Source organism: Blastococcus sp. SYSU DS0973, from assembly GCF_054051055.1.
Map to the genome: position 1 here is coordinate 214,759 of NZ_JBJHAN010000003.1, position 18,914 is coordinate 233,672.

The following is an 18,914-nucleotide window of genomic DNA, read 5'->3' on the forward strand; positions in this document are numbered from 1 at the left end:
GGAGCTCATCCCGCACCGGTCAGAGCTGCGGATGCGGATCGGCACCGCGTTCCCGGGCCCGGGTGGCGCCGGGCATCCCGGAGAGCACCTGGTGGAGGTCGTCGAGGATCTCCAGCATCGCGTGCAGGTCGGCCGGCACCCGGCCCAGCTCCCGGCTGCTGGGCAGCTCGTCCCCCTCCAGCGCGCCGGTCAGCCACGGCGCCCGGTCGACGAGCGCCGCCAGGTGCTGGGTGCGTTCCCCCGTGAGCACCGCCGCGCCGCGCTGCAGCAGGTCGGCGAGCTCCTCGGCGCGGGGCTCCGGGAGAGCCTGCTCGAACCGGGCGAACAACCGCAGCGCCGCCGCCAGGCCGCCCTCGGGGATCAGTCGCTCCAGCCGCTCCACGTGCTCCTCGGCGAGCACCCGGTCCAGCCGGTCGCCGACCCCGCGCAGCCGGTCGTCGTGCAGCAGTTCGTCGGCGCGGTGCAGGACCCGGTCGGCGCGGTCGTCGGCGAGGAGGGCGTCGAGGCGGGCGAGCACCCGGTCGGCCCGCCCGTCGGTCACGAGGTCCAGCACCCGGTCGGCCCGCCCGTCGGCGGCGAGCTCCAGCACCCGGTCGGCCCGCCCGTCGGTCACGAGGTCCAGCACCCGGTCGGCCCGCCCGTCGGCGGCGAGCTCCAGCACCCGGTCGATCCGCCCGTCGGCGGCGAGCTCCAGCACCCGGTCGATCCGCCCGTCGGCGGCGAGCTCCAGCAGCCGGTCGAGGAGCCGGTCGGCGCGGCCGTCGGTGGCCAGGTCCAGCAGCCGGTCCAGCCGCCGGTCGGCCAGCACCCGGTCCAGCAGCTCCCCGACGGCGGCGGTCCGCTCCGGCGTGAGCACCCCGGCCACCCGTTCCAGCACTGCCGCCGCCGTCCCGACCACCCGGGGCAGCGCCGGCAGGGCTTGGCCGATCGCGGGCGCGGCGCGGTCGAGCAGGACCCCGGCGCGCGCGAGGACGTCCTCCGCCCGCGGCATCAGGGCCTCGACCCGGGGCAGGACCGCGCCCAGGGCGCGGACGGCGTCGGTCACGGCGCCCGGGAGCCGGAGGAGGTCGGCGGGCGGTGGCAGTCCCAGCGGCATGGGCGCCCGTTACCCCGCCGCGCCGGATCCAGGCGCGGCGGTCGGTGCCGGACCGCTCAGCCTTCCTCGGCGATCCGCTTGATGGCCGCGAGCGTCGCGGGGATGCCCTCGCGCGCCTGGCGGGTGCGCAGGTCGATCTGCTCCTGCGCCTTGTCGCCGAAGCGCTGGGCGAAGTAGGCCAGCCCGGCGGGGAGGAACTCCCAGGACTCGGTGAGCCGCGTGCCGCCGTCGGCCGGCCCGAGGGTGAAGCCCCAGCGGACGTAGCCCTTTCCGACGAGCCAGGCGAACTCCCGGCCGCGGTCGGCCGCCACGACCTGCGAGCGCGTCTCCCAGGTCCGGTCGGGGGTGACGTTGCGGCCGGTGAACCAGTCCCCGACCGTGCCCGAGGCGCCCTCGTCCCACCAGCAGGCCGCGCAGACCGGGCTCCACTCGCCGGTGCGGGTCACGTCGGAGACCAGGTCGTAGAGGTCCTCCGGGGACGCGGCGACGGTGATGGACTCGGAGTGACGTAGCTCGCGCACACCAGAAGTCTCGCAGTTGTGATGCGTGGTCGGGTGGAAGGCCCGGGTATGCGCGCCGCGTGGAAGAGCTGCTGCAGGAAGTCGTCGACGTCCTGGTCGTCTTCGTAGAGGCCTGCGGCGCCGCGGTCATCATCGTCGGGGCGGTCTGGGCCTTCGTCCGGTTCCTGTGGGTCGGGTTGCGGCACCGCGCGGCCGACGGCTTCCTCCCGGTCCGCCTGACGCTGGGTCGGTTCCTCGCCCTGGGGCTGGAGTTCCAGCTGGCCGGCGACGTCCTGCGCACGGCCGTGGCCCCCAGCTGGGAGGAGATCGGCCAGCTCGCCGCCATCGCCGCGATCCGGACGGCGCTGAACTACTTCCTGGGCAAGGAGATCGCCGAGGAGCGCCGGCAGATGGAGGAGGACGAGAACCGGTCCACCGACGGTCCGGACGACGCCTCGTCGCCGGGGACGGACCGGTCGACGTCGCGGGCCGGACGCACCAGGTGATCTCCACGCTGGCGGCCGTCTCCGGTACCGCCGCGCAGCTCGTCGCCGGCGCGGCGCTCGTCAGCGGCCTGGTCACCCTCGCCGCCACCCGCCGGCCCGCGCTGGCCCTGGGCGTCCTGCTCGACATGCTGGTCGCCGCAGGGCTGCTCCGGCTGGTCGGTGACCCCAGCTGGCAGGCGCTGGCCACCGCGGCCGTCGTCATCGGGCTGCGCCACCTGGTGGGCTACGGCCTGCGGCTCGGGGCCCGTTCGTGGGCGGAGACCCGGCCCCGCCGCCCAGGCCGGCCGCCCCGGCGGTACGACGACGCGGCGCGCCGCCTGCTCCGGCCCGCCTGGCGGGCGTGACGACCGGCCGGCCCGGCTGCGATCCGCCGGCCACCTCCCCCGTCGTCGGGCCATCCCCGGTCGACAGCCCCGAGACGGTCGGCAGCCCGCCGGATCAGGACCGGCCGGCGTCGACGGCGGCCGGCGTCTCCCCGCCCTCGAGGTCGCCCTCCGTGTCGAGGTAGGCCTGCTGCAGCTCGGCGAGCAGCGCCGGGTCGGGCTCGGCCCACATCTTCCGATCGACCGCCTCGAGCAGCCGCTCGGCGATGCCGTGCAGCGCCCACGGGTTCGACGTCTCCATGAACTCGCGGTTCTCCGGGTCGAGCACGTAGGTCTGGGCCAGCTTCTCGTACATCCAGTCGGCGACCACGCCGGTCGTGGCGTCGTAGCCGAACAGGTAGTCGACGGTGGCGGCCAGCTCGAAGGCGCCCTTGTAGCCGTGCCGGCGCATGGCGGCCAGCCACTTCGGATTGACCACCCGCGCGCGGAACACCCGGGCGGTCTCCTCGGTCAGCGATCGGGTGCGCACCTGCTCCGGGCGGGTGGAGTCACCGATGTAGGCCTTCGGTGCCGCACCGGTGAGCGCCCGCACCGTGGCCACCATGCCGCCGTGGTACTGGAAGTAGTCGTCGGAGTCGGCGATGTCGTGCTCGCGGGTGTCGACGTTCTTGGCCGCGACGGCGATCCGCTTGTACGCGGCCTCCATGTCCGGCCTCGCCTGCACGCCGTCGAGGTCGCGGCCGTAGGCGTAGCCGCCCCAGACCGCGTACACCTCCGCGAGGTCGGCGTCCCCGCGCCAGTCGCGGCTGTCGATCAGCGACAGCAGCCCCGCGCCGTAGGCACCCGGCTTGGACCCGAACACCCGGGTGGTGGCCCGCCGCCGGTCGCCGTGGGTGGCGACGTCGGCCTCCACGTGCGCCTTGACGAAGTTCTGGTCGTCGGGCTCGTCCAGGGAGGCCGCCAGGGTGACGGCGTCGTCGAGCATGGTCACCACGTGCGGGAAGGCGTCCCGGAAGAAGCCGCTGATCCGCACGGTGACGTCGATCCGCGGGCGGCCCAGCTCGTCGAGCGGGACGGGTTCGAGCCCCGTCACTCGCCGGGAGGCGTCGTCCCACACCGGGCGGACGCCGAGCAGCGCGAGCACCTCGGCGACGTCGTCGCCGGAGGTGCGCATCGCCGAGGTGCCCCACACCGACAGTCCGACCGAGCGGGGGTGGTCGCCGGTGTCGGCGACGTAGCGGGTGACCAGCGACTCGGCCATGGCCTGCCCGGTCTCCCAGGCCAGCCGGGAGGGCACCGCTCGCGGGTCGACCGAGTAGAAGTTGCGCCCGGTCGGCAGCACGTTGACCAGCCCGCGCAGCGGCGAGCCCGACGGCCCGGCCGGCACGTAGCCGCCCTCGAGCGCGTGGAGGGTGGCGTCGAGCTCGTCGGTGGTCCGCGCCAACCGCGGCACCACCTCGTCGACGGCGAAGCGGAGGATCGCGGCCACCCCGTCGTCCGTCCTGCCGAGCACGTCTCCGACGACGTCGGCGACCGCCGCCGGCGACCAGCCCCGGGCCTCCATGCCGGCCACGAGCGCCTCCGCCCGGGCCTCGACCTCGTCGGTCGCCTTGAGCCCGGCGGTGCCGTCCTCGCGCAGGCCGAGCGCTTCCCGCAGCCCCGGCAGCGCCACCGACCCGCCCCAGATCTGCCGCGCGCGCAGCATGGCCAGCACGAGGTCGATCCGGTCCTGGCCGGCCGGCGGGGTGCCGAGGACGTGCAGGCCGTCGCGGATCTGGGAGTCCTTGATCTCGCAGAGCCACCCGTCGACGTGCAGGATCATCTCGTCGAAGTGGTCGTCCGCGGGCCGCTCGTTCAGGCCGAGGTCGGCGTCGAGCTTGGCGGCCTGCAGCAGGGTCCAGATCTGGGCGCGGACGGCCGGCAGCTTGGCCGGGTCCATGGCCGCGACGTTGGCGTGCTCGTCGAGCAGCTGCTCTAGCCGGGCGATGTCGCCGTAGGAGTCCGCGCGGGCCATCGGCGGAACCATGTGGTCGATCAGCGTGGCGTGCGCGCGGCGCTTGGCCTGGCTGCCCTCGCCGGGGTCGTTGACCAGGAACGGGTAGATCAGCGGCAGGTCGCCGATGGCGGCGTCGGGGCCGCACGAGGCCGACAGCCCCACCGTCTTGCCCGGCAGCCACTCCATGTTGCCGTGCTTGCCGACGTGCACCAGCGCGTGCGCACCGAAAGACTCCCGCAGCCACCGGTAGGCGGCCAGGTAGTGGTGCGAGGGCGGCAGGTCGGGGTCGTGGTAGATCGCGATCGGGTTCTCGCCGAAGCCGCGCGGCGGCTGCACCATCACCACGACGTTGCCCGCGCGCAGGGCGGCGAAGACGATCGCCTGGTCGTCGCCGTCGCCGTCCACGAACAGCGAGCCGGGCGCCTGGCCCCAGTGCTCCTCCATCGCGCCCCGCAGGTCCGCGGGGAGTGTGTCGAAGAACGCGCGGTACTCGGCGGCGGGGATGCGGACGGGGTTGCCGCTGAGCTGCTCCTGCGTCAGCCAGTCGGCGTCCTGGCCACCGGCGGCGATGAGCGCGTGCACGAGCGCGTCGCCGTCGAGGTCGGCGACGCCGGGCAGCGCGCCCGGCCCGTCGAAGGGGCCGATGTCGTAGCCCTGGCCGGCCATCGCGGCGAGCAGCCGGACGACCGAGGCGGGGGTGTCCAGGCCGACGGCGTTGCCGATGCGGGCGTGCTTGGTCGGGTAGGCGGACAGCATGACCACGATCCGGCGCTCGGCGGGCGGGGTGTGCCGCAGCCGGGCGTGCGCGACGGCGGTGCCGGCCACGCGGGCGGCCCGCTCGGGGTCGGCCACGTAGTGCGTCAGCCCGTCGGCGTCGGTCTCCTTGAACGAGAACGGCACGCTGATCAGCCGGCCGTCGAACTCCGGGATCGCCACCTGGTTGCCGACGTCGAGCGGCGAGAGGCCGTCGTCGTCGGCCAGCCACTCCGCACGGGACCGGGTGAGGCACAGCCCCTGGATCACCGGCACGTCGAGCTCGGCCAGGGCCCCGATGTCCCAGGCGCCGTCGTCACCGCCGGCGGAGGCGGTCGCCGGCCGGGAGCCGCCGGCGGCGAGCACCGTGACGACGAGGGCGTCGGCCCCGCGCAGCGTGTCGAGGAGGTCGGGCTCGACGGTGCGCAGGCTGGCGGTGAACACCGGCAGCGCCTGGCCGCCGGCGTCCTCGATCGCGGTGCAGAGCTCCTCGACGAACGCGGTGTTCCCGGCCAGGTGGTGCGCCCGGTAGTAGAGGACGGCGATCCGCGGGCCGGTCGTCGCCCGGGCGGTGCGCTCCAGCAGCCCCCAGGCGGGGGCGACCGACGGCGGGTCGAACCCCTCGCCGGTGAGCAGCACCGTGTCCGAGAGAAAGCGGTGCAGCTGGACGAGATTGTCCGGCCCGCCCTGGGCGAGGTAGCCGTGCGCCTCGGTGGCCACGCCCATCGGAACGGTGGAGAGCTCCATCAGCTCGGCGTCGGGCACCTGCTCGCCGCCGAGGACGACGACCGGCGCGGGCCCGGCCAGCAGCGGCGCGAGCATCTCCTCGTACTGCCGCCGGACGCCGAGGATGCGGACCACCACCACGTCGCTGCCCTCGACGAGCGCGGCGACACCGTCGGTGCCGAGGCGGACCGGGTTGCCCAGGCGCCAGTCGGCGGCGCTGGCACGGGCGGACAGCAGGTCGGTGTCGCTGGTGGAGAGCAGGGTGAACACGAGTTCCGCCTCCCTCGGGGTCCGCGCCCCGGTCCGCTCGGCACGGCAGCCGGAGTGTCTGGCTCACCCGAGGGCTCACAGTGGCGGGACCGCACCGGGATCGCACCGGTTTCCTCGCTGCACTGCCGTGATGTGGCCCGGACGCTACCGGGGTGCCTGCGCGGCGCGGGGCAGCACCCACCGTCCGCATCCGGGGGGAAGGAGGGCTATCGACCGGTTCCTCGGCGAAGGGCGATGCGGAACGCGGAGGTCGCCGTCGTGCAGCACACCGCGACCCCCGACCAGCACCGCCGCGCGGCCGCCATGGCCGAGGCCCGGAGCCGGGCGGACCGCCGCGGGTGCGGATGTCCTTCGACGCCGGCGGGCCGGGCGCCGGGACGTAGCCTTCTCCGCCATGACCTTCCCGGCGGCGGCCCGCGACCGTGCGGACGCCTGCCCGGGCGCCCTGCAGACCCACCCGGCCGCCGACGGCGCGCTGGCGCGGGTGCGGGTGCCCGGCGGCGTCCTCACCACCGCACAGCTGCGGGTGCTGATGACCGCGGCCGGAGAGCTCGGCGACGGCGCGCTCGAGCTGACCAGCCGCGGAAACGTGCAGTTGCGCGGGCTGGCGCGCGGATCGGAGCCCGAGCTGGGCGAGCGGCTGGCGGCGGCCGGGCTGCTGCCGAGCCCGACGCACGAGACCGCGCGCAACGTGCTCGCCAGCGTGCTCAGCGGCCGCTCCGGCGGGCTGGTCGACGTGCGTCCGTGGGTGCCGGCCTTCGACGCCGGTCTGTGCGCCGACCCCGCCCTCGCGCAGCTGCCGGGCCGCTTCCTGGCCGCGTTCGACGACGGCCGCGGCGACGTCGCCGGGCAGGGTGCCGACGTCACCGTCCTCGCGCTCGCCCCCGACGCGGTGGCACTGCTCCTGGCCGGCGCCGACTCCGGCGTCCGGGCCCGGCCCGAGGACGCGGTGGACCTGGCGCTGGCCGCCACGCGCGCCTTCGTCGCCGAGCGGGCGGCCCAGGGCGGTACCGCCTGGCGGCTGGCGGAGCTGGCCGGCGGCGCGGAGCGGGTCGCCGCGGCCCTGGGCGGCGCCCGGGCAGAGCGGGTGCCCGCACCGAGCGCACCCCGGACCGGCCCCGCCGGTCCGGTGGCCCAGGACGACGGGCGGACGGCGCTGGTCGGCGTCGTCCCGCTGGGGCGACTCACGGCCGGACAGGCCGCCGTGCTCGCCGACGTCGGCCCGTCCGAGCTGCAGCTGACGCCGTGGCGCAGCGTCGTGGTACCCGACCTCGCCGACGGGAGCGCGTCGGACGCCCTGGCGGCTGCCGGTCTGGTCCTGGAGCCGGGCAGCCCCTGGCTGCACGTCACCTCCTGCGCCGGCCTGCCCGGGTGCGCGAAGTCGCGAGCCGACGTACGTGCCGACGCCGAGGCCGCTGTCGCAGCCGGCACCCTGCCCGCCGGCGGGGCACGACAGCACTGGGCCGGCTGCGAACGCCGCTGCGGCCGGCCGGCCGGCGGCGTGGTCGACGTCGTGGCGACCGGCTCGGGCTACCGCGTCGACAGGGATCCGACTTCCCGCTGAGGCAGCGCCGGCGACGAGAGCCGTCGGCCCGTCAAGACGTCACGGCAAGCTGTGGACGAGCCGCTCACCTGGGGATTCGTCCTGCGTCGGCGGCGGGCGGGCGGTATTCTTCGTACATGCGTTCGACGGGTGGGTCCGATGCGCTGAGCCGGTTGGCGGCCGCGCTGGACGACCTGGCCGCCGAGGAGCTGGCGGACCGGTTCGGCCCGGAGTTGCTGGACCGGCTCGGTGGCCTGTTGACCGCGTCGAACCGGCTGGCCGCGCAGGTGGCGCGCACGGTGTGGGAGTGCGAGGTCACCCAGGCCGCCGAGCACGACGGGCTGAAGACGATGGCCTCCTGGCTGCGCGGGCACGCCGGGTTCTCGGCGGCTGCGGCGTCGCGGTTGGTGGGTTCGGGGCGGGCACTGGCGGAGTTGCCGGCGGTCGCTGCCGCGGCGGTGGCCGGTGCGGTGTCGGCCGAGGGGGTGGCCGCGGTCGCGCCGGTCGCGGCGCCGGAGCACCTGGCCGCCGCGCAGGCGCAGGGCGTCGATGTGGCGGGGGTGGATGCGGCCCTGGCGGAGGTGGCGGCGACCCAGCCCTACGCCGAGCTGCGGCAGGTGGTGCACCACTACCTGGCCCGGCTCGACCCCGACGGACCCGAACCCGACCCGACCGAGCAGCGGTCGCTGGTGATCGTGCAGCACGCCGACGGATCGGTGTCCGTGCGCGGTGAGCTCGACGCCGTCGGCGGGGAGAGGCTGCAGGCCGCGGTCGAGTCGATCACGCAGGCCACCCGCCCCTCGGGTGACACGCGGACGCGGGCGCAGCAGTCCGCCGACGCCCTGGTCCAGCTGTGCGACACCACCCTGGCCGCCGGGCAGCTGCCGGTGCTGCGGACGGTCAAGCCGCACGTGGTGGTGCGCGTGGACCTGACCGACCTGGTCGACCCTTCGAGGGGCCCGGCCGCGGGGCGGATGGGCTTCGGCGCGACGATCTCCGCCGCCCGCGCCCGCTGGCTGGCCTGCGACGGCGCTGTCACCCGCATCGTGCTCGGCCCCGAAGGTCAGCCGCTGGACCTGGGGCGCACCCATCGGGTCGTGCCACCGCATCTGCGCCGGGCGGTGGAGGCCCGCGACGGCGGCTGCGTGTTCGCCGGCTGCGACGCCCCGTCCCACTGGTGCGACGTCCACCACCTGATCCACTGGGCCGAGGGCGGCGACACCTCACTGGACAACTCAGGGCTGCTGTGCGAACGACACCACACCAAGGTCCACCACGGATACCGGATCGAACGACAACCCGACGGACGATGGCGCACCTGGCGCCCCGACCGCACCGAAATCCTCCTCCTCCCCCGCCGCACCGAGCAGACGGCCGACGCACGCGCGGGCTGATCCCGGCTGCCCGCCGTTCCCCGGAGCGAATGGTCGCAGCGTGGGACGTAGCCTCCCTGCCGATGTACGACTACGAGAAGGACGGCGCCGAGATCTACCGGCGCTCGTTCGCGACCATCCGCGCCGAGGCGGACCTCGCGAGCCTGCCCGCCGACGTCGCCCAGGTGGCGGTGCGGATGATCCACGCCTGCGGGCAGGTCGACCTGGTCGACGACGTCGCCCACTCCGGCGCGGTGGTCGAGCGCGCCCGCGAGGCGCTGCGCGCCGGCGCGCCGGTGCTCTGTGACGCGCAGATGGTCGCCAGCGGCATCACCCGCCGGCGGCTGCCGAAGGACAACGACGTCGTCTGCACCCTGAACGACCCGCGCACCCCCGGCCTGGCCGCCGACCTCGGCACCACCCGCACCGCCGCCGCCCTGGAGCTGTGGCGCGACCGGCTCGACGGCGCCGTCGTCGCGATCGGCAACGCGCCCACCGCCCTGTTCCACCTGCTGGAGATGGTGGCCGCGGGCGCACCCCGGCCGGCCGCCGTCATCGGCATCCCGGTCGGGTTCATCGGCGCGGTGGAGTCCAAGGAGGCCCTCGCCGCCTCCGACCTGGAGCACCTGGTCGTACACGGCCGGCGCGGCGGCAGCGCCATCACCGCCGCGGCGATCAACGCGATCGCGAGCACCGAGGAGTGAGCACCACGGACGCCACCACCCCCGGCCGTCTCTACGGGGTCGGGTTGGGCCCCGGCGACCCGGAGCTGGTCACCGTCAAGGCCGCCCGCCTGATCGGGTCCGCCGACGTCGTGGCGTTCCACGCCGCCCGGCACGGGCGGTCGGTCGCCCGCGCGCTGGCCGAGCCCTACCTGCGGGAAGGCCAGGTAGAGGAGCTGCTGGTCTACCCCGTCACCACCGAGACCACCGACCACCCCGGCGGCTACCAGGGTGCGATCGACGAGTTCTACGAGGCCGCCGCCGCCCGGCTCGCCGCGCACCTCGACGCCGGCCGCGACGTCGTCGTCCTCGCCGAGGGCGACCCGCTCTTCTACGGCTCCTACATGCACATGCACAAGAGGCTGGCACACCGCTACCCGACCGAGGTGGTCCCGGGCGTCACCAGCGTCAGCGGCGCGGCCGCCGCCGTCGGCCGGCCGCTGGTCGAGCGTGACGAGGTCCTCACCGTCCTGCCCGGCACCCTGCCGGCCGACGAGCTCGCCGCGCGGCTCGCGGCCACCGACTCCGCCGCGGTCATGAAGCTCGGCCGCACGTTCCCCCGGGTGCGCGAGGCCTTCGAGCGGGCCGGCGTCCTCGACCGGGCCCTCTACGTCGAGCGCGCCACCACCGATCGCCAGCGCTGCCTGCCGCTGGCCGACGTCGACCCGGCGAGCGTCCCGTACTTCTCCCTGGCCCTGCTGCCCAGCCCGCTGACCCCACAGGGCACCGAGCCGGCCCCGCCGACCGGACAGGCCGCACCGCACGGCGAGGTCGTCGTCGTCGGCCTCGGCCCCGGCTCGCGGAGCTGGACGACGCCGGAGGCCGCCGAGGCGCTGGCCTGCGCCGACGACCTCGTCGGCTACGGCCCCTATCTGGACCGGGTGGCGGCCAATCCCCGCCAGACCCGCCACGCCAGCGACAACCGCGTCGAGGCCGACCGCGCCGCGCACGCCCTGGAGCTGGCGCGGTCCGGCCGGCGGGTGGCCGTCGTGTCCAGCGGGGACCCGGGGGTCTTCGCCATGGCGGCCGCGGTGCTGGAGGTCGCCGAGCGGCCCCAGTTCGCCGGCGTCCCGGTGCGTGTGGTGCCCGGGCTGACCGCCGCCCAGGCGGTGGCCTCCCGGGTCGGTGCTCCGCTCGGCCACGACTTCTGCGTCATGTCGCTGTCCGACGTCCTGAAGCCCTGGGAGGTGATCGTCGACCGGTTGCGGCACGCGTCCGCCGCCGACCTGGTCATCGCCCTCTACAACCCGCGGTCGAAGCACCGCCCGCACCAGCTCGGCGAGGCGCTGCAGGTGCTGCTGGAGACGCGCCCCCCGGAGACCGTGCTGGTCGTGGGCCGGGACGTCGGCGGCCCCGAGGAGACCGTCCGGGTGACCACCCTCGGCGCGTTGGACCCGGCGACGGTGGACATGCGCTGCCTGGTCATGATCGGCTCGTCGCAGACCCGGGTCACGCCGTCGGGAGCGGTCTACACCTCCCGCAGCTACCCACGCTGACACGCCGGACGGGAATGCCGCGGAGACCGTTGCCCTTGCCCACCACCGTGGCACCTCCGACGCTCTCCCGCACCCCCGCGTTCTGGACCACGGCCGGCCTCCTCCTGCTGGTGCTGGCCGCGTCCGGCGTGCCGACGCCGCTGTACCGCGTCTACCAGGAGCAGTTCGGCTTCGGTCCGGGCATGCTCACGACGGTCTTCGGCATCTACGCCCTCGCGCTGCTGGCCGCGCTGCTCGTCGCGGGCGGGCTCTCCGACCACGTGGGGCGCCGGCCGGTGGTGGCCGCCGGGCTGCTGCTGCAGGCGGCCGCCATGCTGGTCTTCCTGACCGCGGACGCGGTGAGCTGGCTGCTGGTTGCCCGCGTGCTGCAAGGCCTCTCCATGGGCGTGCTGACCGGCACGCTGGGCGCCCTGCTGCTGGACACCCAGCGCCCGGGCCGTCCGCTGGGCGCCCTGCTCAACAGCGCCGCGCCGGGCCTGGGCCTGTCGGTGGGTGCGGTCGGCGCCGGCCTGGTCGTCGAGTACGTCGCCACGCCGTCCCGCTGGGTCTTCGGCGTCCTCGCCGTCACCGTGCTGCTGGCCACCCTGGCCGTCGTCGTGCTGCCCGAGACCTCACCGCGCTCCCCGGGTGCCGTGCGGTCCCTGCGCCCGACCGTGCGGGTGCCCCGCTCCCAGCGGCCGGCGTTCCTCACGGTGCTGCCGGTCATGGTCGCGGCCTGGGCGCTCGGCGGGCTCTACCTGTCCCTCGGTCCGTCCCTCGTCGCCTCGGTGTTCGGCATCGAGGACCACCTGGTCGGCAGCCTGATGGTGCTGGCCATGCACGGGTCCGGCGGCATCGGCGCGATCCTCGGCCGGAACCTGCCCGCCGAGCGGGCCATGGTCGGCGGCGCGACGCTGTTCGCCGGCGGCGTCGCCGGCACGATCGCCGCCCTGCTCACCGGGCAGGTCGCCGTGCTCTTCGTCTCCGCGGTCGTCTCCGGCCTCGGCTTCGGCCTGTCGTTCCTCGGGTCGGTGGCGACCGTCAGCGCCGGCGTCGCGCCTGCCGAGCGCGCCGGGCTGCTGTCCAGCGTGTTCGTCGTCGGCTACCTGAGCTTCAGCGTCCCGGCGGTGGTCGCGGGCTCGGCCGCGGCGGTGATCGGCCTGGAGACCGTCACCGAGATCTACGCCGCGGTGCTCGTCGTCCTGGCGCTGCTGGCCATCGGCGGGGTGCGGCTGCGCCGCCGCCGCGCCCGGCTCCCCGGGGGCGCGCCCGGCGCGACCAGGGAACGCCTCCCGGCCTGACAGGAGGAGCTCGTCCTCCCCACCCCACGCAGGCCCGGGGGCGGAGCCGGGTCGGGGTCAGCTGTACGGCTGGGCCTTGAGCGCCCGCGCCAGGGAGGCGGCGTTCTCCGCCAGGGTCGCGGTCGTGGAGGCGACGGCCTCGGGCGTCTGGTCGAGGTCCATGTAGTCGGTGCCGCCCATCGCCTGGTCGTTCCAGTAGGTCGACCCCTGGGACGGGATGGTGAAGCCGATGTCGTTGAGCCCCTGGAAGAGATCGGCGACGATCTTGTGCGCGCCGTCCTCGTTGCCGACGACGGAGACCACGGCCACCTTGCCGGCCAGCAGCGGACGCCCGGAGTCGTCGGTCTCCGACAGCTCGCCGTCCAGCCGCTCGAGCACCCGCTGGGCCACGCTGCTCATGTGCCCCACCCACGTCGGCGTCGAGACCACGAGGATGTCGGCGGCCATCATCCGCTCGCGGATCGCGGGCCACTCGTCGCCGTCCCCCATGTCCAGCTCGACGCCGGGCACCACGTTCGAGTCGACGACGCGCACGACATCTCCGGTGACGCCGTGCTTGCCCAGCTCTTCCAGCACCTGCCGGGCGATGAGGTCACTGCTCGACGGTGCGGGCGAGGGCTTGAGGCTGCAGACGAGGGCCAGCGCACGGAGCGACGCGGTGTCGGTCATGGGCGATGCACTGCCCCGTCGACCGGCGGCTCCACACATGACGATCAGATCGCCTGCAATCGAACCCAGTCCGCAGCAGCCCCAACCGTCGCGGCCACCGGCACTCCCTGCGGCAGCGCCGGACGGCGCACGACCACGACGGGCAGGCCCAGCTCGCGGGCGGCGATGAGCTTCGCGGCCGTCATCGGTCCCCCGCTGTCCTTGGTGACGACGACCTCGACGCCGTGCTCCCGCATCAGCGCCCGCTCCGCCGCGACGTCGAACGGCCCGCGGTCGAGCAGCACGGTGGCCCGCCGCGGCAGCGGGGGCGACGGCGGATCGACCGAGCGCACCAGGCAGTGCCCGGGCACGTCGGCGAAGGCGGCGAGCCCCTGCCGGCCGGTCGTCACGAACACCGAGCCGAACCCGGCCACCGCGGCCGCGGCGTCGGCCAGCGAGTCGACCCAGCGCCAGTCGTCGCCCGGTCGCGCCGTCCAGCCGGGTCGCTGCAGGCGCAGCAGCGGGATGCCGGTGGCCGCCGATGCCTCGGCCGCCGTGGCCGTCATCCCGGCGGCGAACGGATGCGTCGCGTCGACCACCGCCGCGGTGGGCGCCTCCCGCAGCCACGCCACCAGCCCGGCGACCCCGCCGAACCCGCCGATCCGCACGCGCCCCGGCGGCAGCGCCGGATCGGCCACCCGGCCGGCCAGCGAACTGACCACGTCGATCCCCGCGCCCGCGAGCGCCGCGGCCAGCCGCCGCCCCTCGCCGGTGCCGCCGAGCACCAGCACCCGGCCGGTCACCTGATCCCGCCGTGCATGCTGATCCCGTGACGACGGCGGATCGGGCGGAGGGCACCGGCCTGCGCTCCGGCTGGACCACCGGGGCCTGCGCCACCGCGGCGACCACCGCCGCGTACACCGCGCTGCTCACCGGCGAGTTCCCCGATCCGGTGACCATCGACCTGCCGAAGGACCGCCATCCGTCCTTCGCGCTGGCCGTCGAGCGGCTCGAGGACGGCGCCGCCACCGCGGGCGTCGTCAAGGACGCCGGCGACGACCCCGACGTCACCCACGGCGCGCTCGTCTCCGTCCGCATCACCCCCGGGCAGCCGGGCAGCGGCGTGACGTTCCGGGCCGGCGACGGCGTCGGCACCGTGACCAAGCCGGGGCTGCCGCTGCCGGTGGGCGAGCCGGCGATCAACCCGATGCCCCGGCAGTTCATGCGGGAGCACGTGGCCGCGGTCGCCGCCCGGCACGGCGGAACCGGCGACGTCGTGGTGGAGGTGTCCGTCGAGCACGGCGCGGAGCTGGCCCGCCGCACCTGGAACCCGCGGCTGGGCATCCTCGGCGGGCTGTCGATCCTCGGCACCACGGGCGTCGTCGTGCCGTACTCGTGCTCGGCGTGGATCGACTCGATCCGCCGCGGGGTCGACGTCGCGCGCGCCGCCGGCCACGCGCACGTCGCGGCCTGCACCGGCAGCACCAGCGAACGGGTGGCGGTCGAGACCTACGGGCTCCCCGAGGACGCGCTGCTGGACATGGGGGACTTCGCCGGCGCCGTCCTCAAGTACCTGCGCCGCCACCCGGTCGAGCGGCTGACCATCGCCGGGGGCATCGGAAAGCTGGCCAAGCTGGCCGACGGCCACCTGGACCTGCACTCCGGTCGCTCCCAGGTGTCGACCGACTCGCTGTCGGCCATGGTCGAGGGCGCCGGCGGATCCCCCGGGCTGGCCGATCGGGTGCGCGCGGCCAACACGGCCCTCGACGCCCTGCAGCAGTGCCAGGCGGCCGGGCTGCCGCTCGGCGACCTGGTGGCCGCCGGCGCGCGCCGGACCGCGCTCGGCGTCCTGCGCGGCGCACCGGTCGCGGTCGACGTGCTCGTCATCGACCGCGCCGGGACCGTCGTGGGACGCGCCTAGCTGCGGCATCTCGTCGTCGAGTACAGGTGGCTGTCGGGGAACTCGCCGGCGGTGAGCACCGAACCCACGATCACCACGGCGGTGCGGGTCACCCCGGCCGCCTCCACCTGACCGGCGATGTCGGCCAGCGTGCCGCGGAGCACCAGCTCGTCGTCGCGGCTGGCCCGCGCCACGACGGCGACCGGGCAGTCGACCCCGTACGAGGGCACCAGCTCGGGAACCAGCGCGGCGATCCGCTGCACTGCGAGGTGGAGCACGAGGGTGGCGCGGGACGCGCCGAGGGTGGTCAGGTCCTCCCCCGGCGGCATCGGCGTCGACCGCGCGGACGTGCGGGTGAGGATCACCGTCTGCCCCACCCCCGGAACGGTCAGCTCCCGCTTGAGCGACGCCGCCGCGGCGGCGAACGCAGGCACCCCGGGGACGACGTCGTAAGGAACGCCGGCCGCGTCCAGACGACGCATCTGCTCGGCCATCGCGCTGTAGACCGACGGATCGCCCGAGTGCAGCCGCGCGGCGTCGAGCCCGGCCCCGTGGGCGGCCACCAGCTCCGCGGTGATCTGGTCGAGGTCGAGCTCCGCCGTGTCCACCAGGCGCGCCCCGGCCGGCGCGGTGTCCAGCAGCTCCCGGGGCACCAGCGCGCCGGCGTAGAGGCAGACCGGCGCGGTGGCGATGAGCCGGGCGGCCCGGACCGTGATGAGGTCCGCCGCTCCCGGCCCGGCTCCGATGAAGTGCACCGTCACGGCTTGACTCCCGACCAGATCGTCACGGGCATGGCGGCCTTCCAGCCGGTGAAGCCGCCCACCGGCACGGCGCTCGACACGGTGAGGCGGACCAGATCGCCGCCGTGCGCGGCGAACCGGGCGGCGAGCACCGCCTCGCTCTCCAGCGTGACGGCGTTGACCACCAGCCGCCCGCCCGGGGGCAGCGCGTTCCAGCAGGCGTCGAGCACCCCGGGCACGGTGGCGCCCCCGCCGACGAACACCGCGCTGGGCGCCGGGAGACCGGCCAGCGCCTCCGGCGCCCGGCCCTCCACCAACTGCAGCCCGGGCACCCCGAGCCGGACCGCGTTGCGCCCGATGCGCGCGGCCCGGGCCGGGTCGCTCTCCACGGCGACGGCCCGGCAGGACGGGGAGGTGCGCATCCACTCGATGCCGATCGAGCCCGCGCCGGCGCCGACGTCCCAGAGCAGCCCGCCGGGCAGCGGGGCCAGCCGGGCCAGGGTGACCGCGCGCACGTCGCGCTTGGTGAGCTGGCCGTCGTGCTCGTAGGCGTCGTCCGGCAGGCCCGGCACGGGAGGCAGCGGCACGGTGCCGGGATCGGCGAGGACCTCGACGGCGGTGAGCACCAGGGCGTCGGTCTCCGCGTGCGGCCAGTCCGCGGCGGTGCCGGCGAACCGCCGCTCCTCCGGCCCACCCAGCTGCGCGAGCGCGGTGACCCGGCTGGCGCCGTAGCCCCACCCGGTCAGCCGGCCGGCCACCGCGGCCGGGGTCGTCGAGTCCGAGCCGAGCACCAGCAGCCGGCGGCCGGGGGTCACGTGCGGGGCCAGCAGGTCGACCGGCCGGCCGACCACCGGGACGACGGTGGTCTCCTCCACCGCCCACCCCAGGCGTGCGCAGGCCAGCGTCACCGACGAGGGGTGGGGCACCACCTCCACCGCCCCGGGGCCGAGCACCCGCACCAGCGAGCTGCCGATGCCGGAGAGCATGGGGTCGCCGCTGGCCAGCACGACCACCTGCCGGCCGGGGTGGTCGGCCGGCAGCGACGCGATCGCGGGGCCCATGGGCGAGGGCCAGGGCACCCGCTCGGCGGTCACCTGCGGTGGCACCAGCGCCAGCTGGCGGGCGCTGCCGCGGAGCACGTCGGCGACCTCGACCGCCCGCCTGGCACGCGGGGAGAGGCCCTCCCAGCCGTCCGCGCCGATGCCGACCACCACGACCGGCAGGCGGCTCTCGGGACGTCGGCTTCCGGGCACGTCCGCCGATCCTAGGGAGGGGCGGTGCACCCGGACGTCCGGCCGGCCCGGCTCGACGTTCGTGGGCAGCTGCGGCAGCGCCCGCGCTCAGAAGGGGACCAGCTGGCCGAGCAGGCCGGAGCCGCTGTCCCGGCCCGACAGCAGCCGGCAGAACTCGACCGCGTCGAGCTCCAGCTGCTCCCCGTCCGCTCCGGACGCCCAGGATCCGCCGGCCGGTCCGGTGAGGGTGAGCCGGTAGGGCCGGCCGTGGCGCTGGGCCCACTCGGCGACCACGTCGGCGACCAGGACGCCGTCGTGGTCGGGGGTGAGCTGCGGCTCGCGGCCCGTCGCGCGGCACACGTCGATCCGGTGCATCCACACGTCCCGGGTGAGGACCACGTCGAGCAGGAAGCCGATCCGCCAGTACTCGTGGATCTCCCCCAGGACCTGCTCCTCGGGGAGCCTGGCCCGGCCGACCAGCCGCGACATCCGGCGGCGATTCCGCACGGCGCGCGGCGCGGCCGCCTCGAGGCGGGTCGCGATCGCCGGGCCGTCGAGGTGGGCGTGCTCGCGCACCTGCACATCGGTGAGCGCGTCGATGCCGCCGCCCGCCCGTCCGGCGAGCCGCTGCTGGCGGGCCATCTCCCGCACGGAGGCGGCCATCTCCGCCATGCCGAGCACGTGCGCGGCCATGGCGCGCACGTCCCAGCCGGGGCAGTCAGTGGGGCGGTGCCAGTCGGGGGCGGCCAGGTCGCGGAGGACGGCGAGGAAGCGCTCGTACTCCGTGGCGGCGAGCCGGTAGGCGGTGTCCCTGTCCAGGGCTCCGGACCGCGGGCGGGGACGGGAAGGGGCAGGAGAGGCAGCGGTCACGACGGACCTCCTCGGATCAGCGGGTGGACGGGGTCGGTGCGGTGGTGGTCGAGCCACATGTCCATGACATCGGGCAGGACGGCGGTGAAGGCGCCGGTCTCGAACGGCTGCCCGGGCGCGTTGGACAGCTGCTGGGAGATGACCCCGGCGATCATCGCCGTCCAGGCGCGGTAGGCGCGGTCGACGTCGACGTCGGCCGCGATCAGGGCGGCGTCGCGCAGCGCGGCGACGAGGGCGCGCGAGTCGGTGTCGAGTTCGACGGCCGGCGCGTACGCCGCCTCCGAGGGCTCGAAGCCGGGCACGGGACGCCAGAACATGAGCGCCGAGTACGCGGGGTGCTCGATGGCCCAGCGGACCACGACCGTCGCGCCCTCCCGCAGGGCGGCCAGCGGGTCGGCACCCGTCCAGGCCCCGTCGGCCTCCCGGAGCGTCTCCAGCAGTGCGCGCCATCCGCGCTCGAAGAGGGCGTCGTAGAGGGCGTGCTTGCCGTCGAAGTAGCCGTAGAGCGACGGCGACCGGATGCCCATCCGGCGGGCCACCTCGCCGAGCGTGAGCCCGGCGACCCCCTGCTCGGTCATCACCTCGACGGCGACGTCGAGCACCTGCTCGATCGTCTCCTGCCGCCGACGCTGCCGGCGATCCAGCGGCACCGCTCCGCTCACGTCGTCGACTGTGCTCCTAACACCATTAGGAAGTCAATGAGGTCTTAGGTCCCGTTCGCGCGTCGCGGAGGGGGCTGTCGCAGGCCGGTCGTCCCGTGGTCGAATGACCCGCCACATGCGACGGCAGTGGAGGAAGCCCGGTGAGAACCCGGCGCGGTCCCGCCACTGTGACCGGGGAGCCCGTCCCCACGCTCGGCCACTACGTCCCCCGGGTCCGCCCGACGGGACATGGGAAGGCCGGGGACGGGCGTCGATCCGGGAGCCAGGAAACTCCAGCC

17 protein-coding genes and 2 riboswitches are annotated in these 18,914 nt (G+C 75.6%); of the genes, 8 read left to right on the forward strand and 9 right to left on the reverse strand.

Annotated features, from left to right (window positions below; all coding sequences use genetic code 11):
- Positions 1 to 19: 19 nt before the first annotated feature.
- Positions 20 to 1,096: a hypothetical protein gene (locus ACI791_RS07735; RefSeq protein ID WP_456585520.1), complete on the reverse strand. Its 1,077-nt coding sequence runs from the start codon at positions 1,094 to 1,096 to the stop codon at positions 20 to 22.
- A 56-nt stretch (positions 1,097 to 1,152) separates the two neighbouring features.
- A complete protein-coding gene (locus ACI791_RS07740; protein ID WP_456585521.1) occupies positions 1,153 to 1,617 on the reverse strand; it encodes an SRPBCC family protein in 465 nt (154 codons plus the stop codon).
- 59 nt (positions 1,618 to 1,676) lie between these two features.
- Between ACI791_RS07740 and ACI791_RS07745 the strand changes: the two genes are divergently transcribed.
- Entirely contained in the window at positions 1,677 to 2,102 is a 426-nt protein-coding gene (locus ACI791_RS07745; protein ID WP_456585522.1) for a DUF1622 domain-containing protein, read from the forward strand.
- A complete protein-coding gene (locus ACI791_RS07750; RefSeq protein WP_456585523.1) occupies positions 2,099 to 2,446 on the forward strand; it encodes a hypothetical protein in 348 nt (115 codons plus the stop codon). Before ACI791_RS07745 ends, ACI791_RS07750 begins: the two co-directional genes overlap by 4 nt.
- A gap of 94 nt (positions 2,447 to 2,540) precedes the next feature.
- On the opposite strand, the gene cobN is transcribed toward ACI791_RS07750, so the two are convergent.
- Positions 2,541 to 6,170, reverse strand: coding sequence for a cobaltochelatase subunit CobN (gene cobN, locus ACI791_RS07755; RefSeq protein ID WP_456585524.1), 3,630 nt, complete (start codon positions 6,168 to 6,170; stop codon positions 2,541 to 2,543).
- A 52-nt stretch (positions 6,171 to 6,222) separates the two neighbouring features.
- A riboswitch (cobalamin riboswitch) is annotated at positions 6,223 to 6,286 on the reverse strand.
- A gap of 278 nt (positions 6,287 to 6,564) precedes the next feature.
- Here cobN and cobG point away from each other — a divergent pair.
- From cobG to ACI791_RS07780, 5 genes are all read left to right on the forward strand, one after another.
- Positions 6,565 to 7,734 carry a precorrin-3B synthase gene (gene cobG, locus ACI791_RS07760; RefSeq protein WP_456585525.1) on the forward strand — a complete coding sequence of 390 codons (1,170 nt, stop codon included), beginning with the start codon at positions 6,565 to 6,567 and terminating at the stop codon, positions 7,732 to 7,734.
- 116 nt (positions 7,735 to 7,850) lie between these two features.
- Positions 7,851 to 9,107 (forward strand): DUF222 domain-containing protein, encoded by a 1,257-nt coding sequence (locus ACI791_RS07765; RefSeq protein WP_456585526.1) that lies wholly within the window; start codon positions 7,851 to 7,853, stop codon positions 9,105 to 9,107.
- Positions 9,108 to 9,169: 62 nt separating this feature from the next.
- Positions 9,170 to 9,790, forward strand: a complete 621-nt coding sequence (locus ACI791_RS07770; RefSeq protein WP_456585527.1) for a precorrin-8X methylmutase — start codon at positions 9,170 to 9,172, stop codon at positions 9,788 to 9,790.
- Positions 9,787 to 11,304, forward strand: a complete 1,518-nt coding sequence (locus tag ACI791_RS07775; protein WP_456585528.1) for a precorrin-2 C(20)-methyltransferase — start codon at positions 9,787 to 9,789, stop codon at positions 11,302 to 11,304. Before ACI791_RS07770 ends, ACI791_RS07775 begins: the two co-directional genes overlap by 4 nt.
- Before the next feature lie 47 nt (positions 11,305 to 11,351).
- Positions 11,352 to 12,584, forward strand: a complete 1,233-nt coding sequence (locus tag ACI791_RS07780) for an MFS transporter (protein WP_456585529.1) — start codon at positions 11,352 to 11,354, stop codon at positions 12,582 to 12,584.
- A 57-nt stretch (positions 12,585 to 12,641) separates the two neighbouring features.
- Here the strand turns inward: ACI791_RS07780 and ACI791_RS07785 are convergent, their stop codons facing one another.
- Entirely contained in the window at positions 12,642 to 13,253 is a 612-nt protein-coding gene (locus ACI791_RS07785) for a flavodoxin family protein (protein ID WP_456585530.1), read from the reverse strand.
- Positions 13,254 to 13,297: 44 nt separating this feature from the next.
- Positions 13,298 to 14,035, reverse strand: a complete 738-nt coding sequence (locus ACI791_RS07790; RefSeq protein ID WP_456585531.1) for a cobalt-precorrin-6A reductase — start codon at positions 14,033 to 14,035, stop codon at positions 13,298 to 13,300.
- A gap of 26 nt (positions 14,036 to 14,061) precedes the next feature.
- On the opposite strand from ACI791_RS07790, the gene ACI791_RS07795 reads away from it, so the two are divergent.
- Entirely contained in the window at positions 14,062 to 15,153 is a 1,092-nt protein-coding gene (locus tag ACI791_RS07795; protein WP_456585532.1) for a cobalt-precorrin-5B (C(1))-methyltransferase, read from the forward strand.
- On the opposite strand, the gene cobM is transcribed toward ACI791_RS07795, so the two are convergent.
- The 4 genes from cobM to ACI791_RS07815 all read right to left on the reverse strand — a co-directional run bounded on the left by cobM (position 15,150) and on the right by ACI791_RS07815 (position 18,636).
- Positions 15,150 to 15,893 (reverse strand): precorrin-4 C(11)-methyltransferase, encoded by a 744-nt coding sequence (gene cobM / locus ACI791_RS07800; RefSeq protein ID WP_456585533.1) that lies wholly within the window; start codon positions 15,891 to 15,893, stop codon positions 15,150 to 15,152. The genes ACI791_RS07795 and cobM overlap by 4 nt on opposite strands.
- A complete protein-coding gene (gene cbiE / locus ACI791_RS07805) occupies positions 15,890 to 17,125 on the reverse strand; it encodes a precorrin-6y C5,15-methyltransferase (decarboxylating) subunit CbiE (RefSeq protein WP_456585534.1) in 1,236 nt (411 codons plus the stop codon). The genes cobM and cbiE overlap by 4 nt, the downstream gene beginning before the upstream one ends.
- An 87-nt stretch (positions 17,126 to 17,212) precedes the next feature.
- Positions 17,213 to 17,974: a maleylpyruvate isomerase family mycothiol-dependent enzyme gene (locus ACI791_RS07810; protein WP_456585535.1), complete on the reverse strand. Its 762-nt coding sequence runs from the start codon at positions 17,972 to 17,974 to the stop codon at positions 17,213 to 17,215.
- On the reverse strand, positions 17,971 to 18,636 hold the full coding sequence (locus tag ACI791_RS07815; protein ID WP_456585536.1) for a TetR/AcrR family transcriptional regulator: 666 nt from the start codon (positions 18,634 to 18,636) through the stop codon (positions 17,971 to 17,973). Before ACI791_RS07815 ends, ACI791_RS07810 begins: the two co-directional genes overlap by 4 nt.
- A gap of 130 nt (positions 18,637 to 18,766) precedes the next feature.
- Positions 18,767 to 18,908, forward strand: a riboswitch (cobalamin riboswitch).
- Positions 18,909 to 18,914: the final 6 nt, after the last annotated feature.

Excerpts from the sequence above, each read along its gene's own strand:
- ACI791_RS07735 (WP_456585520.1), bottom strand. The coding sequence starts at position 1,096 with ATGCCGCTGGGACTGCCACCGCCCGCCGACCTCCTCCGGCTCCCGGGC.
- cobG (WP_456585525.1), top strand. The coding sequence starts at position 6,565 with ATGACCTTCCCGGCGGCGGCCCGCGACCGTGCGGACGCCTGCCCGGGC.
- ACI791_RS07765 (WP_456585526.1), top strand. The coding sequence starts at position 7,851 with ATGCGTTCGACGGGTGGGTCCGATGCGCTGAGCCGGTTGGCGGCCGCG.
- ACI791_RS07770 (WP_456585527.1), top strand. The coding sequence starts at position 9,170 with ATGTACGACTACGAGAAGGACGGCGCCGAGATCTACCGGCGCTCGTTC.
- ACI791_RS07785 (WP_456585530.1), bottom strand. The coding sequence starts at position 13,253 with ATGACCGACACCGCGTCGCTCCGTGCGCTGGCCCTCGTCTGCAGCCTC.